This is a genomic window from Actinomadura sp. NPDC047616, from assembly GCF_040642915.1.
In the GTDB taxonomy this organism is placed as follows: domain Bacteria; phylum Actinomycetota; class Actinomycetes; order Streptosporangiales; family Streptosporangiaceae; genus Spirillospora; species Spirillospora miaoliensis.
On sequence record NZ_JBEYTB010000007.1, the window covers coordinates 380,789 to 397,060 of the forward strand.

The following is a 16,272-nucleotide window of genomic DNA, read 5'->3' on the forward strand; positions in this document are numbered from 1 at the left end:
GAGGGCCTTTCGGGGGGTGGGCCCTCACGCCCGTGGTCGTCCAGCGCACGCGCGAGGTTGCCGTCCGGGGCGTGTCAGCGGAATCTTTCACGCGGGAGGGGCCGTGGCCGCCGGAAGGCGGGGCCGGATGTACCTTCCGGCGGCCACGGGGCGGGGGTGGCCGGGGATGAAAGTCAGGTGAGGTCGTAGACGTCGAGGCGGCCGCACATGCCCAGGCGGCGGTCGTCGGGGGCGGGGGCGGGGTGGTGGTGCAGTTCGGCGTCGCGGAGATGGGTGAAATCTCCCGCGCGCAGGGCGGCGAGGTTGTCGCCGGTGCGTTCGGCCGACGCCAGGGCGCCCGAGCGCCAGCGGCGTTCCCACTCGTCGAACCGGTCGGACTTGAGGCGGACGGCGGCGGTGTAGAAGTCGTCCAGGGCCGCCTGGTCGCCGGACTCGAACCGGCGGCGCAGGTCGAGGAACCCCTCGATGGCCAGGTCGCGGCGGCGCCGCGCCGACTCCTCGTTGGTCGCGTGCACGTGGGCGCCGTCGGCGAGCGCGGCGGCCCGGTCGTAGGCGGAGCGGTCGGCGAGCACCTCGGCGGGGAAGGTGAACACCGCGTCGCCCGCCTCGGGCAGGCCGCTGTTCTGCATGACGACGACGATGCGCAGGTCGCCGTCGTTGACGGCCCGGTGGACGGTGCCGGGGGTGAACCACACGACGGTGCCGGGGGTCAGGGGCGTCTCGGTGAAACCCTTGTGGTTGAGGGTCTGCACGCGTCCGGCGCCGCCGACCACGACGTACGACTCGGCGCACGTCAGGTGGACGTGCGGGGAGCCGCCGCACAGCCCGTCCGCCGTGGGCCAGTCGTAGACGCTCAGCCCGGAGACCCCGACGCCGCCGGGGAAGGTGCTCACCATGTCTGTTCCTTCGCGTGTGCCTCGATGCGGTCGCGGTCCCATGCAGTGTCGGCGATCACGATCCGATGTGCGAGGTCCAGGGTGTCACCCGCGTCGAGGACCACTTCGTCGTGGAAGGCGAAGGACGGGTTGACGGCGGCGAACGGGCCGGACCGCACGAACCAGCGGGTGCGCGCCCCGGGCGGGTCCACGAACAGCAGCGTGGAGGCGCGGTCGACCTCGTCGTGCCGGCCGACGAAGGCCAGCCACGGGCCCGGTTCGCCCATCACCGCCTCGCCGCCCCGGCCGTCGGACGCGACGATCTCGCCGCCGGTGAACGGGCGGGGGCCGCGCCAGAACAGCCCGGTGTATCCGGCCAGTTCGCGTCCGTTGGTGGTGGGGCTGCCGAAGGTGAGGGGGGCGTCGCGGACGTTGCGCAGTGAGGTGGTGAAGGTGAGCGACCACGCGCCGTCGGCCACGTCGTGGATCGTGAGGGTGCGGTTCTCGTCGATCCAGTGCCGGCCGCTCTGGGTGTGCCAGGTGAGGCGTTCGGCGATGAGCACGCGGTCGTCGTCGGCGGCGATCTCGGTGAACTCCTCGTGCCGCATGGTGCCGACGTTGGGCAGGTCCACGTAGCCCTTGCCGCGGACGTAGCTGCCGCCGCCCCAGAAGTTCTCCCCCGACACGTGGGACGCGGTCATCTGGATGCCCTTGTGCCAGCGGTGGTCGTGGGGGCGGTACGCGGTGACCACGTCCCCGGCGAGGGTGCGCACCGGGTGCAGGTAGGGCTTGGGCCCCTCGAACGGGTCCATGTCGGGCCGGAAGACGTAGCGGAGGAGTTCCACGCCTCCGGCCAGGACGGACAGGGCGTCGGCCGAGTGCTCCAGTTTCACGACACCGCCTCCGCCGCGGCCTGGGGCGCCCAGCCCGGTACGTCGCCGTGCAGGTGGTGGTAGAAGGGGTCGTCGGGGGTGAGTTCGGCGCGGGTGACGGGGCGTGCGGTGAACGCCGACTTGTAGAGGCCGGTGACGAACTCCAGGGCCCGGCGGCCGCCGGCGCCGCTGGTGGGCGGGCGTTCGCCGCGTTCGTGGCAGTCGAGCAGGGCGCTGAGCTGGGCCAGGTGCGAGCTGGGGATCTCGGCGCCGGGGGCCGTCCAGGCGGCGGCGGTCTCGGCGGGCACGTGCGGTGCGGGGGTGTAGACCCAGTCGCCGTCGCCGTACCCGTACAGGTGCCGCAGTTCGACGCTCGCGTCGGTGAAGTCGAAGCGCAGGTAGCTCTCCTCGCGTGGCGACAGGACGCTGTTGAGCACCGTCGCCATGGCGCCCGACGCGAACCGCACCGAGGCCATGGACACGTCCTCGGTCTCCACGCGGCGGTCCAGGCGGCCGGCCATCGCGCGTATCTCGGCCCAGTCGCCGAGGAGCGCGAGCATGAGGTCCATCTGGTGGACGCCGTGGCCGAGGGTGGGGCCGCCGCCCTCGGTGTCCCACCGGCCGCGCCACGGGACGTCGAAGTAGTCCTGGTCGCGGTACCAGGTGGTGACGCACTGGGCGACGAGGGGGCGGCCCAGCGCGCCGACGTCGACGAGCGCGCCCAGCCGCCGCGCACCCGAGCCGAACCGGTGCTGGTAGACGATGGCCGCGTACGGGCCGTCCGGCCCCTCCGCCGCCGTGATCGTGTCGTACTCGGCCAGCGACAGGCACGGCGGTTTCTCGCACAGCACCCACGCGCCGGCGCGCAGGCAGGTGATCACCTGGGCGGCGTGCGCGGCGGGCGGGGTGCAGATGTGCACGAGGTCGGGGCGGGTCTCCTCCAGCATGCGGTCGAGGTCGGTGTAGCCGGCGGGGATGTCGTGTTCGGCGCAGAAGGTGCCGACCTGGGCGGCGTCCACGTCCATGGCCGCGACGACCTCGGCGCGGCCGCGTTCGGCGCGCAGTGCGGGCATGTGGCAGATGCGCGCGATGCCGCCCGTCCCGACGATCGCGACCCTGACCCTGCGTCCGCCGCTCACCGGATCACCACGGTGGTGAGGGAGCGCGGGGCCAGGTCGACCGACAGGCGGCCGCCCTTGGCGGTGGCGACGTCGGCGGGGGTCAGCGAGCGGGCCGAGTCGGTGACGTAGCCGGCGGGGCGGCGGACGGCCTGGTCGAGGGCGAGGTCGGCGCGGGTGGCTGCGCCGGTGTTGAGGAGTTCCACCACGCGTGAGCCGTCGGCGTTGCGGAACGCGGTGATCTTCACCGCCGGGTCGGTCGCCGTGGCCCGGACCCGGTGCGCGCCGGGACGGACGAACCGGCTGTAGGCGGCCATCGCCCACAGCCGCTTGGACACCCGGTAGGAGTCGCCGGGGTCGGCGAGCTGGATGAAAGCGCGGGTCGCGCCGAGCGAGGCGCCGAGCCAGTACACGTAGCCGTTGCCGTTGCCGCTGGTCAGGGTGTGGTGGATGTCCTCGGCGACGGTCATGCCGTCATAGCCGCTGCCGTCGTCCCAGTTCTCGTTCCAGGTGCCTCCGTTGGGCGACCACTCCGACATCCAGGTGCGCTTCGTGGTGGGCATCGGCGCGTCGGCCGCGCTGGAGTAGCGGTGGCCGGTGTACGTGCTGATCCACCTGCGCGCCTGCGGGTCGGCCTCGATCGCCTTGGTGTAGTCGATCTGCCCCATCCATCCGGTGTGCTCGCAGCAGATCACGCCGAGCCCGGCCTTCCTGGCGATCGGGCCGAGGATCTTGGTGAACTCGACCGCCTGGGCGGGGGTGAACCGCATGGACGCGTAGGTGGCCGTGTAGTCGGGCTCGTTGGTGAAGGCCAGGTCGCTGATGCGGATGCCTTCCCGCTTGTAGAACCTGGCGTACTGGACGAGGTAGTTCGCGTACGCCGTGCGCCAGTCGCCGCTGGCGCAGTCGGTCCCGGACAGGCCGCACAGGGCGCCGCCGTTGGCGTCGTCGCCGTTGTCCTTCATGTAGGCGGGGGCGCTCCAGGCGTTGGCGTAGAACCGCTTCACGCCGTACTTGGCGGCCTCCTTGGCGAGCCACACCTGCCCGCCGTCGTCGCCGTCCCACACGTACCTGGGCGGCGCGTCGGGACCGCCGGGGTCGACCGGCTGGATCGACTTCATGTGGTCGTAGACGTCGTCGGCCGACGAGCCGATGCCCAGCCGCAGGATCGACAGGCCGGCGCCCTTGTCCTTGCTGAGCAGCAGGTCCAGCACCTCGCGGCTCTTGGCCGGCGACAGGCCGCGGGCGCCGCGTATCAGGGACGCCCGCTGGAACGCCTGGGAGATGCCGAACCCGTCGATCGGCTGCAGCCGCGCCGAGAAGCGGACGCTGCCGGTGATGTCGGCGGCGCGGGCGGGGACGGCGGTCAGGGCGCCCAGGCAGGCGGCGGCCGTGACCAGGGTGACGATCCGGCGCGCACGCCCGGTCGGGCGGCGCCCGCCGGGCATGGCGGCCGGGTCCGTTCGCTTGGCCATCGTGGTTCAGCCTTTCGTCGCGCCGGCGGTCAGACCGCCGATCAGCTGGCGTTCGGCAACGGCGTAGAAGGCCAGCGCGGGCGCCATGGCGAGCACCACGTAGGCCAGGATGCGGGCGGTGTCCTGGGCGTACTGCCCCTTGAACTGCTGGACGCCGACGGGGATCGTCCACCAGTCCTGCTCGGTGAACACCAGCAGCGGGAGGAAGAAGTTGTTCCAGCTCGTCACGATCGCCAGCACCGAGACGGTGGCGAGCGCGGGCCGGGCCATCGGCAGCAGGATCCGCCAGAAGAACCCGAACGCGGTGCAGCCGTCGATGATGGCGGCCTCCTCCAGCTCCCCGGGCACGTTCCGGAAGAAGCCGCGCAGAATGATGATCGTCATCGGCAGGCCGAAGGCGGCCTGCGGCAGGATCACGCCGAGCGGGTTGTCCAGCAGCCCGAAGGTGCGCAGCATGATGAACAGCGGCAGGATCGCCACCGCGAACGGGAACATCAGCCCGATCGTGAACAGCGTGAACACCAGTTCCCGGCCGCGGAAGGCGAAGCGCGCGAACACGTACGCCGCCAGCGCCGACGCCGCGACGGTCACCAGCGCCGTGGCCAGCGCGATCACCGTGCTGTTGAAGATCTGCCGCCAGAACGAACCGGAGGCCAGCAGCCCGGTGTAGTTCGCGGTGACCCATTCCCTGGGCAGGCCGAACGGGTTGCTCGACAGCTCGCTGGTGTTCTTGAAGCCCGACACCAGCCCGTACAGCAGCGGGACGACGATCATCGCCCCGACCACCCAGATGATCGCGTGCATGGACAGCCCGCGCATCCGGGACCACAGCCGGGGGGCGCGGGACGGTGCGGTCGGGGTCATCGGCGGCCTCGCATGCTGGTGACGGCGCCCTCCAGGTCGCGGCGCAGGACGTAGCGCTGGTAGAAGAGGGCGAAGACGAAGCTGATCAGGAACATCACGACGCTGATCGCGCTGGCGTAGCCGACCTGGTAGCGCTTGAAGCCGAACTGGAACATCGTCACCGCCATGGTCTCCGAGGAGTGCACCGGCCCGCCCGCGGTGATCACCCAGACCAGGTCGAACAGCTGGATCGCGCCGATCACCGACAGGAACACGCTGATCCGGATGGTGGGGCCGAGCAGCGGCAGGGTGACGTGCCGGAACCGCTGCCAGGCGCCCGCGCCGTCGATCGAGGCGGCCTCCAGCACGTCCTTGGGGATGCTCTGCAGGCCCGCCAGGTACAGGATCATGTGGAAGCCGAAGTACTTCCACGTCATCACCAGGAACACGGTGAACAGCACGGTGGAGGACGAGGCGAACCAGGTGATGCCGAGCCCGCCCAGCCCGACCGCGTCCATGATGTGGTCGGCCAGCCCGGTGTCCGGGGAGAAGATCATGGTGAACAGCACACCCGTGATCACCTCCGACAGGACGTAGGGCGCGAAGAACAGCAGCCGGTAGAACGCCCGGCCGCGCAGCCGCTGGTTGAGCAGCACGGCCATGGACAGCGCGAACGGCAGCTGGACGCAGATCGACAGCGCGATGAGGACGAACCCGCGCCACAGGTCGCCGAGGAACACCTCGTCCTGGAACAGCTTGGTGAAGTTCTCCAGGCCGACGAACTCGTCCGGCCAGCCGAACCCGCCCCAGCGGAACAGGCTGGTGTAGAGGGCGAAGACGATCGGCACCATGACCAGCGCGGCGAACAGCGCCAGCGCGGGCAGCAGGAACGCCGTGATCGTCGCCCGCTCGCGCAGGCGCCGCCGGTCGCGCCGGACGCGGCGGTGCCGGGCGGGCAGCGCCGCCGCGTCCTGGCCGGGCGGGGACTTGCGGACCGATACGGCCATCGGCTCGCTCACTGCCCCTTGGCGGCCTGGGTGACGGCCTGTGCGACCTGCTCGGGCGTGGCCTTGCCGGCGATGAGGGCGGCGACCTGGTCGTTGACCTCCTGTCCGACGGCGGGCGGGAACGCCTGGTCGAAGAACTGCTGGAAGCCGGTCGCCTTGTTCAGCGTCTCCCACACCGTCCGCAGGTTGGGGTCCTTCAGCGCGGTCTCGGCGCCCTTGGTGATCGGCAGGTAGCCGCCGGAGGCGACGCGCTTGCGGTCGTTCTCGACCGAGGCGAAGAACTTCAGGAAGTCGATGGCGGTGTCGGACCCGTCGCGGCCGACGGCGTTGCCGCCCCCGCCGCCGAACACCTCGGTCACCGCGCCGCTGCCGCCCTCCACGGCGGGGAACGGGAAGAAGCCGAGGTCGTCGCCGAGGCCCTTGCCCATGTCCTTCTGCACGCTGGGCGCCCACTGGCCCATCAGCTCCATGGCCGTCTTGCCGTTGGCCATGTGCGCGGCCTGCCCGTCGGTCGACGGGTAGCTGGCGCCGAGGAAGCCGGTCTGGAACGGCTGCAGGTCGACCAGTTCCTTCAGGTGCCGTCCGGCCTGCACGAACGGGTCGCTCCCGAAGTCGTTGGTCTTGGCGGCCTGCTGTACGGCGGCCACTCCCCCGACGCGGATGGCCAGGTAGGCCCAGTAGTAGTGGCCGGGCCACTTCTCCTTGCCGGCCAGCGCGATCGGGGCCACGCCGGCCGCCTTGAGCTTGCGGACGGCCTCCAGGAACTCGGCCCAGGTGGCGGGGGGCGCCTCGATCTTGGCCTTCTCGAAGTGCGCCTTGTTGTACCAGAACCCCACCATGCCGACGTCGTAGGGAATGGCGTAGGTCTTGCCGTCGAACTGGTACGCCTGCCGCGCGACCGGCGACAGGTTGTTGATCCAGGGCGCCACGTCGTCGGTGATGTCCCGCACCAGCCCCGCGTCGACCTGCTGCTTGAGCACGCCGCCGCCCCAGGTGTGGAAGATGTCGGGCAGCTTCCCGGAGGCGGTCTGCGCGGTCATCTTCGACTTGTAGGCGTCGTTCTCCATCGAGTTCTGCTTGATGGTCACGCCCTGGTGAGCGGCCTGGTACTCCTTCACGGCCTGCGGCCACAGCGTCCTGCCGGGATCGGTGGTGGCGATGTTCCACCACTCGATGGTCTTGTCGGACGAGCCGCCGGAGCCGCCGCCGCAGGCGCTGAGGAGGGGGGCGGACAGTCCGGCCAGTCCGGCTGCGGCCAGGAACGTGCGGCGCGAGAGGGGTGCGGTGCCCATCGGAGTCCTCCTGGGCTCGGGGTGGGTTGGGGGTGTCGTCAGGGGATCGAGACGGACGGATCGAGACGGACGGATCGGCGGGTCGCCGCCGGCCGCCTTCGAAACTTTTCGAAATGCTGCGGAAGGTGGTGTTGCCGAGGAACTCTAAGAAAGCCCCTTCTTATGGTCAAGACCTCATTCCGGCGAAAGGGAAAGGCGGGCAAATGGGGCTATCCGGCCCCGAAAGATTGCGATACTGTTCGCAATCGTCCATCGGGGAGGAGCGTCCATGTCCGACCAGCCGTCCCGTCCCACCCTCGCGCTGATCGCGTCGGAGGCCGGGGTGTCCCCCGCCACGGTCTCCAAGGTGCTCAACGGCCGCACCGACGTGGCCCCGGCGACCCGCGAGCGGGTCGAGGAGCTGCTGCGCTCGCACAACTACGCCGGGCCGGGCGGCGGGCGGCGCGCCCGCCGGTCCGGGCTGATCGACCTGGTGCTGGCCGGGCTGGACAGCCCGTGGGCGGTGGAGATCCTGCGCGGGGTGGAGGCCGAGTGCGCCGAGCGCGGCATCGGCGTGGTGGTCTCCCTGGTCCGCGAGGACGACGCCCGCCCGCCGAGCTGGCAGAACCTGCCCGCCCTGCACCACAGCGACGGGGTGATCCTGGTGACCTCCCGGATGACCCGCCAGCAGCGCCGCCAGCTCGAACGCGCCGGGGTCGGGCTGGTGCTGGTCGACCCGGTCAACCTGCCCGACGCCGACATCGCCAGCGTCGGCGCCACCAACTGGGCGGGCGGCCTGGCCGCGACCGAGCACCTGCTGGAGCTCGGCCACCGCCGGATCGCGATGATCGGCGGCCCGGCCGACATGCTGTGCACCCAGGCCCGGGTGGACGGCTACCGCACCGCGCTGGAACGCGCGGGCGTCGCGGTCGACCGGCAGCTGATCCGCTACGGCGACTTCCGGCACCGCGGCGGCTTCGCCCGCACCCGCGAGCTGCTGGCGCTGCCGGACCGGCCGACCGCCATCTTCGCGGGCAGCGACGAGCAGGCCATGGGCGCCTACGAGGCCGCCCGCCAGGCCGGGCTGCGCGTGCCCGAGGACCTCAGCGTGGTCGGTTTCGACGACCTGCCGACGTGCGAGTGGATGTCGCCGCCGCTGACCACCGTCCGCCAGCCGCTGGAGGAGATGGGCCGCACCGCCGCCAGCAAGCTGCTGCAGCTGCTGGACGGCCGCCCGCTGCTCAGCCCGCGCGTGGAGCTGGCCACGGAGCTGCGCGTGCGGCACTCCACCGCCCCGCCCCCGACCGCCTGACCGCGCAGTCCGGATCCGGCCATCCGCCCGCCGCCTCCGCGGCTCCCGTCCCTGCCCGTCCGACGCGTTCGACCGCCGCCGTTCGAGCGCTCGTCCCCTGCCGCCCGCCCCCGACCGCCGCAGCCCGCCCCGTCCCGCCGTGTCGCGCCCGCGGGCGCCGGCGCGCCCCTGCATTCCTGGAGGACTCATGACCGAAGCGCTGCCGCAGCACGCGCCCGTGGCCAGCCCCCCGTGGCGCGACCCCCGGCTGCCGGTCGCCGAACGCGTCACCGACCTGCTGGCCCGGATGACCGTGGAGGAGAAGGCCGGTCAGCTCGGCTCGTTCTGGGCGCTGCCCGCCGAGCCCGGGGAGCCGGTGTCGCCGCGCGAGGACGACGCCGACGAGCCCATGCCCGGCGACCGGGCCCTGACGCTGGACGAGCAGGCCCGCTGGGGCCTGGGGCACCTGACCCGGGTGTTCGGCACCGCCCCGGTCGCCCCGGCCGAGGGCGCCGCCCGGCTGCGCGAACTGCAGCGCGTGGTCGTCTCCGCCAACCGGTTCGGGCTGCCCGCCATCGCGCACGAGGAGTGCCTGACCGGCTTCATGACCTGGCAGGCCACCGTGTTCCCCAGCCCGCCGGCGTGGGGTGCGAGCTTCGACCCCGGGCTGGTCGGCGAGATGGCCGCCGCCATCGCGGCGTCCATGCGGCGCGTCGGCGTCCACCAGGGGTTCGCGCCGGTGCTGGACGTGGTGCGCGACGCCCGCTGGGGCCGGACGGAGGAGTGCATCGGCGAGGACCCGTATCTCGTCGGCACCCTCGGCACCGCCTACGTCAAGGGCCTGGAGAGCGGCGGCGTCGTCGCCACGCTCAAGCACTTCGCCGGGTACTCGGCGTCGCGGGACGCGCGCAACATGGCGCCGACCGCCGCCGGGCCGCGCGAGGTCGCCGACGTGCTGCTGGAACCGTTCGTCATGGCGCTGCGGGAGGGCCGGCCCCGGTCGGTCATGCCCTCCTACACCGATATCGACGGGGTTCCCGCGTCGGGCAGCGAATGGCTGCTGACCCGGTTGCTGCGCGAGGAGCTCGGCTTCACCGGCGTGGTGGTGTCCGACTACTTCGCGGTCTCGTTCCTGCAGTCGCGGCATGGGGTGGCCGGGTCCCGGGAGGAGGCGGCGGCGCGCGCGCTGGCGGCCGGCATCGACGTGGAGCTGCCGTCGGTGCGCTGCTACGGCGAGCCGCTGGTGGAGGCGGTGCGCAAGGGCGAGATCCCCGAGGAGCTGCTCGACCGGGCCGCGTCGCGCGTCCTCACGCTCAAGGCGGAGCTCGGCCTGCTGGACGGGCCCGGTGACGGTGAGCCCGCGGACGGGGTGCCGGTCTTCGTCCCGGCCGCGGACGGGGCGCCGGTGTTCGACCCGCCCGCGCACCGCGAGCTGGCGCGGCGGCTGGCCGAGGAGTCGGTCGTCCTGCTGGCCGACGACGGGACGCTGCCGCTGCGCCCGGACGCGCGGGTCGCCCTGGTCGGGCCGCTGGCCGACGAGCGGTACGGGATGATGGGCTGCTACGCCTTCCCCAACCACGTCGGCCGGTCGGACCCGGACCTGCCGCTGGGCGTGGAGTTCCCGACGCTGGCCGACGCGCTGCGCGGCGAGTTCGCCGAGCTGCGGGTCGTGCCGGGCGGCGACGTGCTGGGGGCCGACGACACCGAGATCGCCGCCGCCGTCGCCGCCGCCCGGGAGGCCGAGGTGTGCGTGCTGGCGCTCGGCGACCGGGCCGGGCTGTTCGGGCGCGGCACCTCCGGCGAGGGCTGCGACGTCGAGACGCTGGCGCTGCCGGGCCGTCAGGCCGAACTCGCCGAAGCCGTCCTGGCCACGGGAACGCCCACCGTCGTGGTGATGCTGTCGGGACGCCCGTACGCGCTGGGCGCCATCGCGGAACGGGCGGCGGCGGTCGTGCAGGCGTTCTTCCCCGGGGAGGAGGGCGGCGCGGCCCTGGCGGCGGTCCTGACCGGGCGCGCCGAGCCCCGGGGGCGGCTCCCGGTGAGCATGCCGCGCAGGCCGTACGGCGCCCCGGTGGTGTACCTGCGCTCCCGCCTGGACTCCCCGCACCAGTGGAGCACGGTGGACTCCACGCCGCTGTTCCCGTTCGGGCACGGGCTGAGCTGGACGACGTTCGCCTACGAGGAGCTGACCGTCGACCCCGTCGCGGCGACCGACGGGTCGGTACGGGTGAGCGCGGTGGTCCGCAACGTAGGGGAACGGGCCGGCACGGAGGTCGTCCAGCTGTACCTGGCCGACCCGGTGTCGTCCGTGGTCCGGCCCACGCGCTGGCTGGCCGGATGGGCGAAGACGCGCATCGAACCGGGGCGGGCCGTACGGGTGGAGTTCACGGTGCACGCCGACCGCACCTCGTTCACCGGGTGCGACCTGACGCGCGTCGTGGAGCCGGGAGTCGTGGAGGTGCTGGTGGGGCGGTCCAGTGAGGACCTTCCGCTGCGGGGCTCGTTCACCCTGGAGGGGCCGCGTCGCGTGCTCGGCGCCGATCGCGTGATGACCGTCCCGGTGGAGGTGACCCCGCTGTGAGCGCGCCGAAGAGGTTTCGCAACCCGATCCTGCCGGGGATGAACCCCGACCCGTCGATCTGCCGCGTGGGCGGCGACTTCTACCTGGTGACGTCCACGTTCGAGTGGTTTCCCGGCCTGCCGGTGTTCCACAGCCGCGACCTGGTGCACTGGCGGCAGCTCGGGCACGTCCTGGACCGGCCGTCGCAGCTCTACCTGGACGGCATCCGGCCCTCGGCCGGGCTGTACGCGCCGACGATCCGTCACCACGACGGCACGTTCTACGTGGTGTGCACGCTCGTCGACGGGCCGGGCCACTTCGTGGTGACCGCGACCGACCCGGCCGGGCCGTGGTCGGAGCCCACCTGGCTGGAGGGCAAGGGGATCGACCCGTCGCTGTTCTTCGACGACGACGGACGGGTGTGGTTCACCGAGACCCGGCCGAAGACGACCGGGGAGCTCAACGACGAGTGCCAGATCCTGCTGCGGGAGTTCGACCCCGCCGCGCTGCGGCCGACCGGGCCCGAGCACGTGATCTGGGAGGGCGCGGTCAGGCAGGCGATCTGGCCGGAGGCGCCCCACCTCTACAAGGTCGACGGCCGGTACATGCTGGTGACGGCCGAGGGCGGCACCTTCCACGACCATGCGGTGGTGGTCGCCCGCTCCGACGCCGTCACCGGCCCCTACGAGGGGAACCCGCGCAACCCCGTGCTGACGCACCGGCACCTCGGGCGGGGCCACCCGATCGTGGGGACGGGCCATGCCGACCTGGTCGACACCCCCGACGGGGAATGGTGGATGGTGCTGCTGGCCTGGCGTCCCTACGGGGGCTACTACTGCAACCTGGGCCGCGAGACGTTCCTGACGCCCGTCCGCTGGGAGGACGGCTGGCCCGTGGCGGGGCCGGTGGAGGCCGTCCACGACGCGCCGTCGCTCCCCGAGCACCGCTGGCCCGCCGCCCCGGCATGCGACCACTTCGACGCCCCGGACCTGGCGCCGTACTGGAACATGCTGCGCACCCCGCGCGAACAGTGGTGGAGCCTGACCGACCGCCCCGGGCACCTGCGGTTGCGGCTGCGCCGCCACACTTTGGCCGATCTGGCCAATCCGTCGTTCGTCGGACGGCGGCAGCAGCACATGGACTTCGCCGCGTACGCGGCCATGCAGTTCACGCCTGAGCACGAAGAGGAACAGGCGGGGCTCGCGCTCGTGCTCAACCACGAGTTCCATGTGGTCCTGGCGTCCACCGCGCAGGGGCTGCGGCTCGTGCGCCGCGAGCAGGGCCGGGACACGGTGCTGGCCGAGCACACCTCCGTCCCGCACCGGCTCTGGCTGGGGTTCGAGGCGCACGGGCAGGAGTACCAGGCGCGCTTCGCCACCCGGCCCGGGGCCTGGGAGCCCCTGGGCGAACCGTTCGACGGGCGGTTCCTCAACACCCAGACGGCGGGCGGGTTCACCGGCGTCTACGTCGGCATGTTCGCGTCCGGTCCCGACCCCGAACGGTTCGCCGACTTCGACTGGTTCGAGTACTCGCCCCTCGACGGCGAGCCCTGAGCGGCCCTTTCCTGTGGTCGCCGGGCGGTCGCCCGGCGACCTGCGGGATCGCGCGGCGGCCGGGTGAAAGTTGCCGCCCGGCGGGCGCTTTCCTTGACCGTGTCGAAACGCTTCGACCACCCTCCGGGGGCAACCGCGTCACGAGGAGGCCCCCCGATGCGAGGAGACCGTCGCAAACCCCGCAGCCCCCGCCGCACGGTGACACTGCTGGCCGCGCTCGCGCTGAGCGCCGCGCCGCTGGCCGTCCCCGCCCCCGCCGTCGCCCTCCCCGCGACGGCCGCCGCCGAGACCTACACGTGGCGGAACGTGCAGATCGCGGGCGGCGGGTTCGTCCCGGGGATCGTCTTCAGCCGCAAGGAGCGCAACCTGATCTACGCCCGGACCGACATCGGCGGCGCCTACCGCTGGGACCAGTCGTCCCGGCGCTGGATCCCGCTGCTGGACTGGGTCGGCTGGGACCGGTGGGGCTACAACGGCGTGGTCAGCCTGGCCGCCGACCCCGTGGACGCCGGCCGCGTCTACGTCGCCGCCGGGATGTACACCAACAGCTGGGACCCCGACAACGGCGCCGTCCTGCGCTCGTCCGACCGGGGCACCACCTGGCAGGTCACGCGACTGCCGTTCAAGCTCGGCGGCAACATGCCCGGACGCGGCATGGGCGAACGGCTCGTCGTCGACCCCAACGACAACCGCGTGCTCTACCTCGGCGCCCCCGAGGGCAACGGGCTGTGGCGCAGCACCGACCGGGGCGTGACCTGGTCGAAGGTGTCGAGCTTCCCCAACCCCGGCAACTACAGCGACGACCCGTCCGACCCCAACGGGTACGGCAGCCACCGGCCCGGCGTGGTGTGGGTGACGTTCGACGAGAGCACCGGCACGTCCGGCAGCCCCACCCGCACCATCTACGCCGGCGTGGCCGACAAGGACAACACCGTCTACCGCAGCACCGACGCGGGCGCCACCTGGCAGCGCGTCCCCGGGCAGCCGACCGGCTACATCGCGCACAAGGGAGTGCTGGACACGGCCGGCCACGCCCTCTACATCGCCACGTCCGACACCGCGGGCCCCTACAGCGGCGGCAAGGGCGACGTGTGGAAGCTCGACACCCGGACGTCGGCGTGGACCCGCATCAGCCCCGTCCCGTCGACCAGCTCGGACGCCTACTTCGGCTACAGCGGCCTGACCGTCGACCGGCAGCGCCCCGGCACCCTCATGGTCGCCACGCAGATCTCCTGGTGGCCGGACGTCATCTTCTTCCGCAGCACCGACGGCGGACAGACCTGGACGCGGATCTGGGACTGGACGAGCTACCCCAACCGCAGCTTCCGCTACCGGATGGACATCTCGTCCGTGCCGTGGCTGACGTTCGGCACCAACCCGTCGCCGCCCGAGGTCACGCCGAAGCTCGGCTGGATGACCGAGTCGGTGGAGATCGACCCGTTCAACTCGAACCGGATGATGTACGGGACGGGCGCCACCGTCTACGGCACCGAGGACCTGACCCAGTGGGACTCCGGCGGCCAGTTCACCATCCGGCCCATGGTGGCGGGGCTGGAGGAGACCGCCGTCCTGGACCTGGCCAGCCCGCCGTCCGGGGCGCCGCTGGTCAGCGCCCTCGGCGACATCGGCGGCTTCCGGCACGACAACCTGGGCACCGTCCCGTCGACGATGTTCGTGCGGCCGTCCTTCACCAGCACCACCAGCCTGGACTACGCCGAGAACAACCCGTCGGTGATGGTGCGGGCGGGCAACTTCACCGACTCCGAGCGGCCGAACGACTCCCATGTCGCCTTCTCCACCGACGGCGGCGCGAACTGGTGGCAGGCCTCGGAGCCCGGTGGGATCAACAACGGCGGCACGGTCGCGGCGGCCGCCGACGGCAGCCGGTTCGTGTGGGCGCCGGGCGACAGCGGCCAGCCGGTGGTGTACTCGGTCGGGTTCGGCAACTCGTGGTCGCAGTCGTCGGGCGTGCCCGCCAACGCGACGGTCGAGTCCGACCGCGTCAACCCGCAGAAGTTCTACGCGTTCTCGGGCGGCCGCTTCTACGTGAGCACCAACGGCGGCCAGTCGTTCACCGCCACCGCCGCGTCCGGGCTGCCGTCGTCGGCGAAGTTCAAGGCCGTCCCCGGCCGCGAAGGCGACATCTGGCTGGCGGGTGACGGCGGTCTGTTCCACTCCACCGACTCGGGCGCCTCGTTCACCAAGGTCTCGGCGGTGACCAAGGCCGTGAACGTCGGCTTCGGCAAGGCCGCGCCCGGCCGCTCGTACCAGGCCCTGTACCTGGTCGGGACGGTCGGCGGCGTCACGGGCGTCTTCCGCTCCGACGACACCGGCGCGACCTGGGTCCGCGTCAACGACGACCAGCACCAGTACGGGAACATGGGCGAGGCACTGACCGGCGACCCGCGCGTCTACGGCCGCGTCTACCTGGGCACCAACGGCCGCGGCATCGTCTACGGCGACACCTCCGGCTGATCCACGGCGGCCCGGCGCCGCCCCCGGCCGCGCTGGACCGGGGGCGGCGCCGGGCCGTTACAGCGCCAGGAGGGTGCTGATGGGCAGGCGCGTGTCGGCCAGCGGCCGGACGGCCATGCGGATCAGGGCGAGGGCGTTGTCGTCACCGGCGATGCGGTTGGCGCTGAGCCGTCCGCACGCCAGGCACTCGTGGATGATCATCCACTCGCCGTCCCGGCGGGCCGTGACGCTGAGCGCCGCCATCCGCCCGCCGCAGCCCGCGCGCCGGTCGCCGGGGATCCGGTCGTCGACGTGCAGGCTGGTCAGGCAGTGCGGGCAGTGGTTGCGGTGCGCGGTGCCCGGCGCGGACAGCGGCACGTCCAGGCGGCAGCCCACGCAGCGGAACGACCCGGAGCGGAACGACCCGGAGCGGCCCTGCCGCCGCCCGTCCGGCCGCTTCGGTTTGCGGCGCGGCATGTCACAGCCCGCCGAACGGTTCGAGCGGGAACGGCGGTTCGGCCAGCGGCCGCACGGCCATCCGCATGAGGATGAGCTGGTTGTCGTCCTGCCGCACGGGGTTGGACGTCAGCTCTCCGCACCCGGCGCACCGGTGGATGAGCATCCAGTCGCCCTCGCGCAGCACCGCGATGGCGATCGGCGCCATGCGGGACCGGCACTCGGACGGCCCGCCCTCGGCGTGGTCGAGGACGTGCAGCGAGTGCAGGCAGCTCGGGCAGTGGTTGCGGCGTGCGCCGTCGGGCGCGAACGCGGACACGGTCAGGCCGCAGCGCACGCAGGTGAAGGTATCGGTTCTGAGGGTGGACACCCGGAAACTCCTTGCCGGAACGCCGACGGACCCCGGGTCCGTCGGAGAACGGTGGGGCACATGACAGCAAGGAAGCGCCGAGCGGCCTCGCCGGAGCGTGGATCGTGCTCGTCAGCGACGGTGGAGA

General features: G+C 72.5%; 13 protein-coding genes. 4 read left to right on the forward strand and 9 right to left on the reverse strand.

Features of this window, described 5'->3' with window-relative positions:
- Positions 1-173: 173 nt before the first annotated feature.
- From ABZ801_RS19555 to ABZ801_RS19585, 7 genes are read right to left on the reverse strand one after another with little or no spacing between them, the layout of a single operon-like run.
- A complete protein-coding gene (locus ABZ801_RS19555) occupies positions 174-896 on the reverse strand; it encodes a cupin domain-containing protein (protein WP_360699431.1) in 723 nt (240 codons plus the stop codon).
- Positions 890-1,768 (reverse strand): PmoA family protein, encoded by an 879-nt coding sequence (locus ABZ801_RS19560; RefSeq protein WP_360699433.1) that lies wholly within the window; start codon positions 1,766-1,768, stop codon positions 890-892. The genes ABZ801_RS19555 and ABZ801_RS19560 overlap by 7 nt, the downstream gene beginning before the upstream one ends.
- Entirely contained in the window at positions 1,765-2,886 is a 1,122-nt protein-coding gene (locus tag ABZ801_RS19565) for a Gfo/Idh/MocA family oxidoreductase (RefSeq protein ID WP_360699435.1), read from the reverse strand. The genes ABZ801_RS19560 and ABZ801_RS19565 overlap by 4 nt, the downstream gene beginning before the upstream one ends.
- A complete protein-coding gene (locus tag ABZ801_RS19570) occupies positions 2,883-4,340 on the reverse strand; it encodes a glycoside hydrolase (protein ID WP_360699437.1) in 1,458 nt (485 codons plus the stop codon). The genes ABZ801_RS19565 and ABZ801_RS19570 overlap by 4 nt, the downstream gene beginning before the upstream one ends.
- 6 nt (positions 4,341-4,346) lie before the next feature.
- Complete coding sequence (locus ABZ801_RS19575; RefSeq protein ID WP_360699439.1) at positions 4,347-5,204, reverse strand: carbohydrate ABC transporter permease; 858 nt, start codon at positions 5,202-5,204, stop codon at positions 4,347-4,349.
- Positions 5,201-6,190, reverse strand: coding sequence for a sugar ABC transporter permease (locus tag ABZ801_RS19580; protein ID WP_344956494.1), 990 nt, complete (start codon positions 6,188-6,190; stop codon positions 5,201-5,203). The genes ABZ801_RS19575 and ABZ801_RS19580 overlap by 4 nt, the downstream gene beginning before the upstream one ends.
- An 8-nt stretch (positions 6,191-6,198) precedes the next feature.
- The gene (locus tag ABZ801_RS19585; protein WP_344956493.1) at positions 6,199-7,482 is read right to left on the reverse strand and encodes an extracellular solute-binding protein; all 1,284 of its coding nucleotides are present in this window, start codon (positions 7,480-7,482) and stop codon (positions 6,199-6,201) included.
- Between the two features lie 268 nt (positions 7,483-7,750).
- Here ABZ801_RS19585 and ABZ801_RS19590 point away from each other — a divergent pair, with 268 nt between their 5' ends.
- From ABZ801_RS19590 to ABZ801_RS19605, 4 genes are all read left to right on the forward strand, one after another.
- On the forward strand, positions 7,751-8,773 hold the full coding sequence (locus ABZ801_RS19590; RefSeq protein WP_344956492.1) for a LacI family DNA-binding transcriptional regulator: 1,023 nt from the start codon (positions 7,751-7,753) through the stop codon (positions 8,771-8,773).
- Positions 8,774-8,960: 187 nt separating this feature from the next.
- Positions 8,961-11,333, forward strand: a complete 2,373-nt coding sequence (locus ABZ801_RS19595) for a glycoside hydrolase family 3 N-terminal domain-containing protein (RefSeq protein ID WP_360699442.1) — start codon at positions 8,961-8,963, stop codon at positions 11,331-11,333.
- Entirely contained in the window at positions 11,330-12,865 is a 1,536-nt protein-coding gene (locus ABZ801_RS19600; protein WP_360699444.1) for a glycoside hydrolase family 43 protein, read from the forward strand. The genes ABZ801_RS19595 and ABZ801_RS19600 overlap by 4 nt, the downstream gene beginning before the upstream one ends.
- A gap of 156 nt (positions 12,866-13,021) precedes the next feature.
- On the forward strand, positions 13,022-15,340 hold the full coding sequence (locus ABZ801_RS19605) for a xyloglucanase (protein ID WP_360699446.1): 2,319 nt from the start codon (positions 13,022-13,024) through the stop codon (positions 15,338-15,340).
- 57 nt (positions 15,341-15,397) lie between these two features.
- On the opposite strand, the gene ABZ801_RS19610 is transcribed toward ABZ801_RS19605, so the two are convergent.
- Together ABZ801_RS19610 and ABZ801_RS19615 are read right to left on the reverse strand one after the other, a co-directional pair.
- A complete protein-coding gene (locus ABZ801_RS19610) occupies positions 15,398-15,796 on the reverse strand; it encodes an RNHCP domain-containing protein (protein WP_360699448.1) in 399 nt (132 codons plus the stop codon).
- Position 15,797: 1 nt separating this feature from the next.
- On the reverse strand, positions 15,798-16,145 hold the full coding sequence (locus tag ABZ801_RS19615) for an RNHCP domain-containing protein (RefSeq protein WP_360699450.1): 348 nt from the start codon (positions 16,143-16,145) through the stop codon (positions 15,798-15,800).
- Between the last annotated feature and the right edge of the window lie 127 nt (positions 16,146-16,272).

What these genes read in the sequence shown, in the direction of transcription:
- ABZ801_RS19555 (WP_360699431.1), bottom strand. Translation starts at nt 896, where the DNA reads ATGGTGAGCACCTTCCCCGGCGGCGTCGGGGTCTCCGGGCTGAGCGTC.
- ABZ801_RS19570 (WP_360699437.1), bottom strand. Translation starts at nt 4,340, where the DNA reads ATGGCCAAGCGAACGGACCCGGCCGCCATGCCCGGCGGGCGCCGCCCG.
- ABZ801_RS19575 (WP_360699439.1), bottom strand. Translation starts at nt 5,204, where the DNA reads ATGACCCCGACCGCACCGTCCCGCGCCCCCCGGCTGTGGTCCCGGATG.
- ABZ801_RS19580 (WP_344956494.1), bottom strand. Translation starts at nt 6,190, where the DNA reads ATGGCCGTATCGGTCCGCAAGTCCCCGCCCGGCCAGGACGCGGCGGCG.
- ABZ801_RS19585 (WP_344956493.1), bottom strand. Translation starts at nt 7,482, where the DNA reads ATGGGCACCGCACCCCTCTCGCGCCGCACGTTCCTGGCCGCAGCCGGA.
- ABZ801_RS19590 (WP_344956492.1), top strand. Translation starts at nt 7,751, where the DNA reads ATGTCCGACCAGCCGTCCCGTCCCACCCTCGCGCTGATCGCGTCGGAG.
- ABZ801_RS19595 (WP_360699442.1), top strand. Translation starts at nt 8,961, where the DNA reads ATGACCGAAGCGCTGCCGCAGCACGCGCCCGTGGCCAGCCCCCCGTGG.
- ABZ801_RS19605 (WP_360699446.1), top strand. Translation starts at nt 13,022, where the DNA reads ATGCGAGGAGACCGTCGCAAACCCCGCAGCCCCCGCCGCACGGTGACA.
- ABZ801_RS19610 (WP_360699448.1), bottom strand. Translation starts at nt 15,796, where the DNA reads ATGCCGCGCCGCAAACCGAAGCGGCCGGACGGGCGGCGGCAGGGCCGC.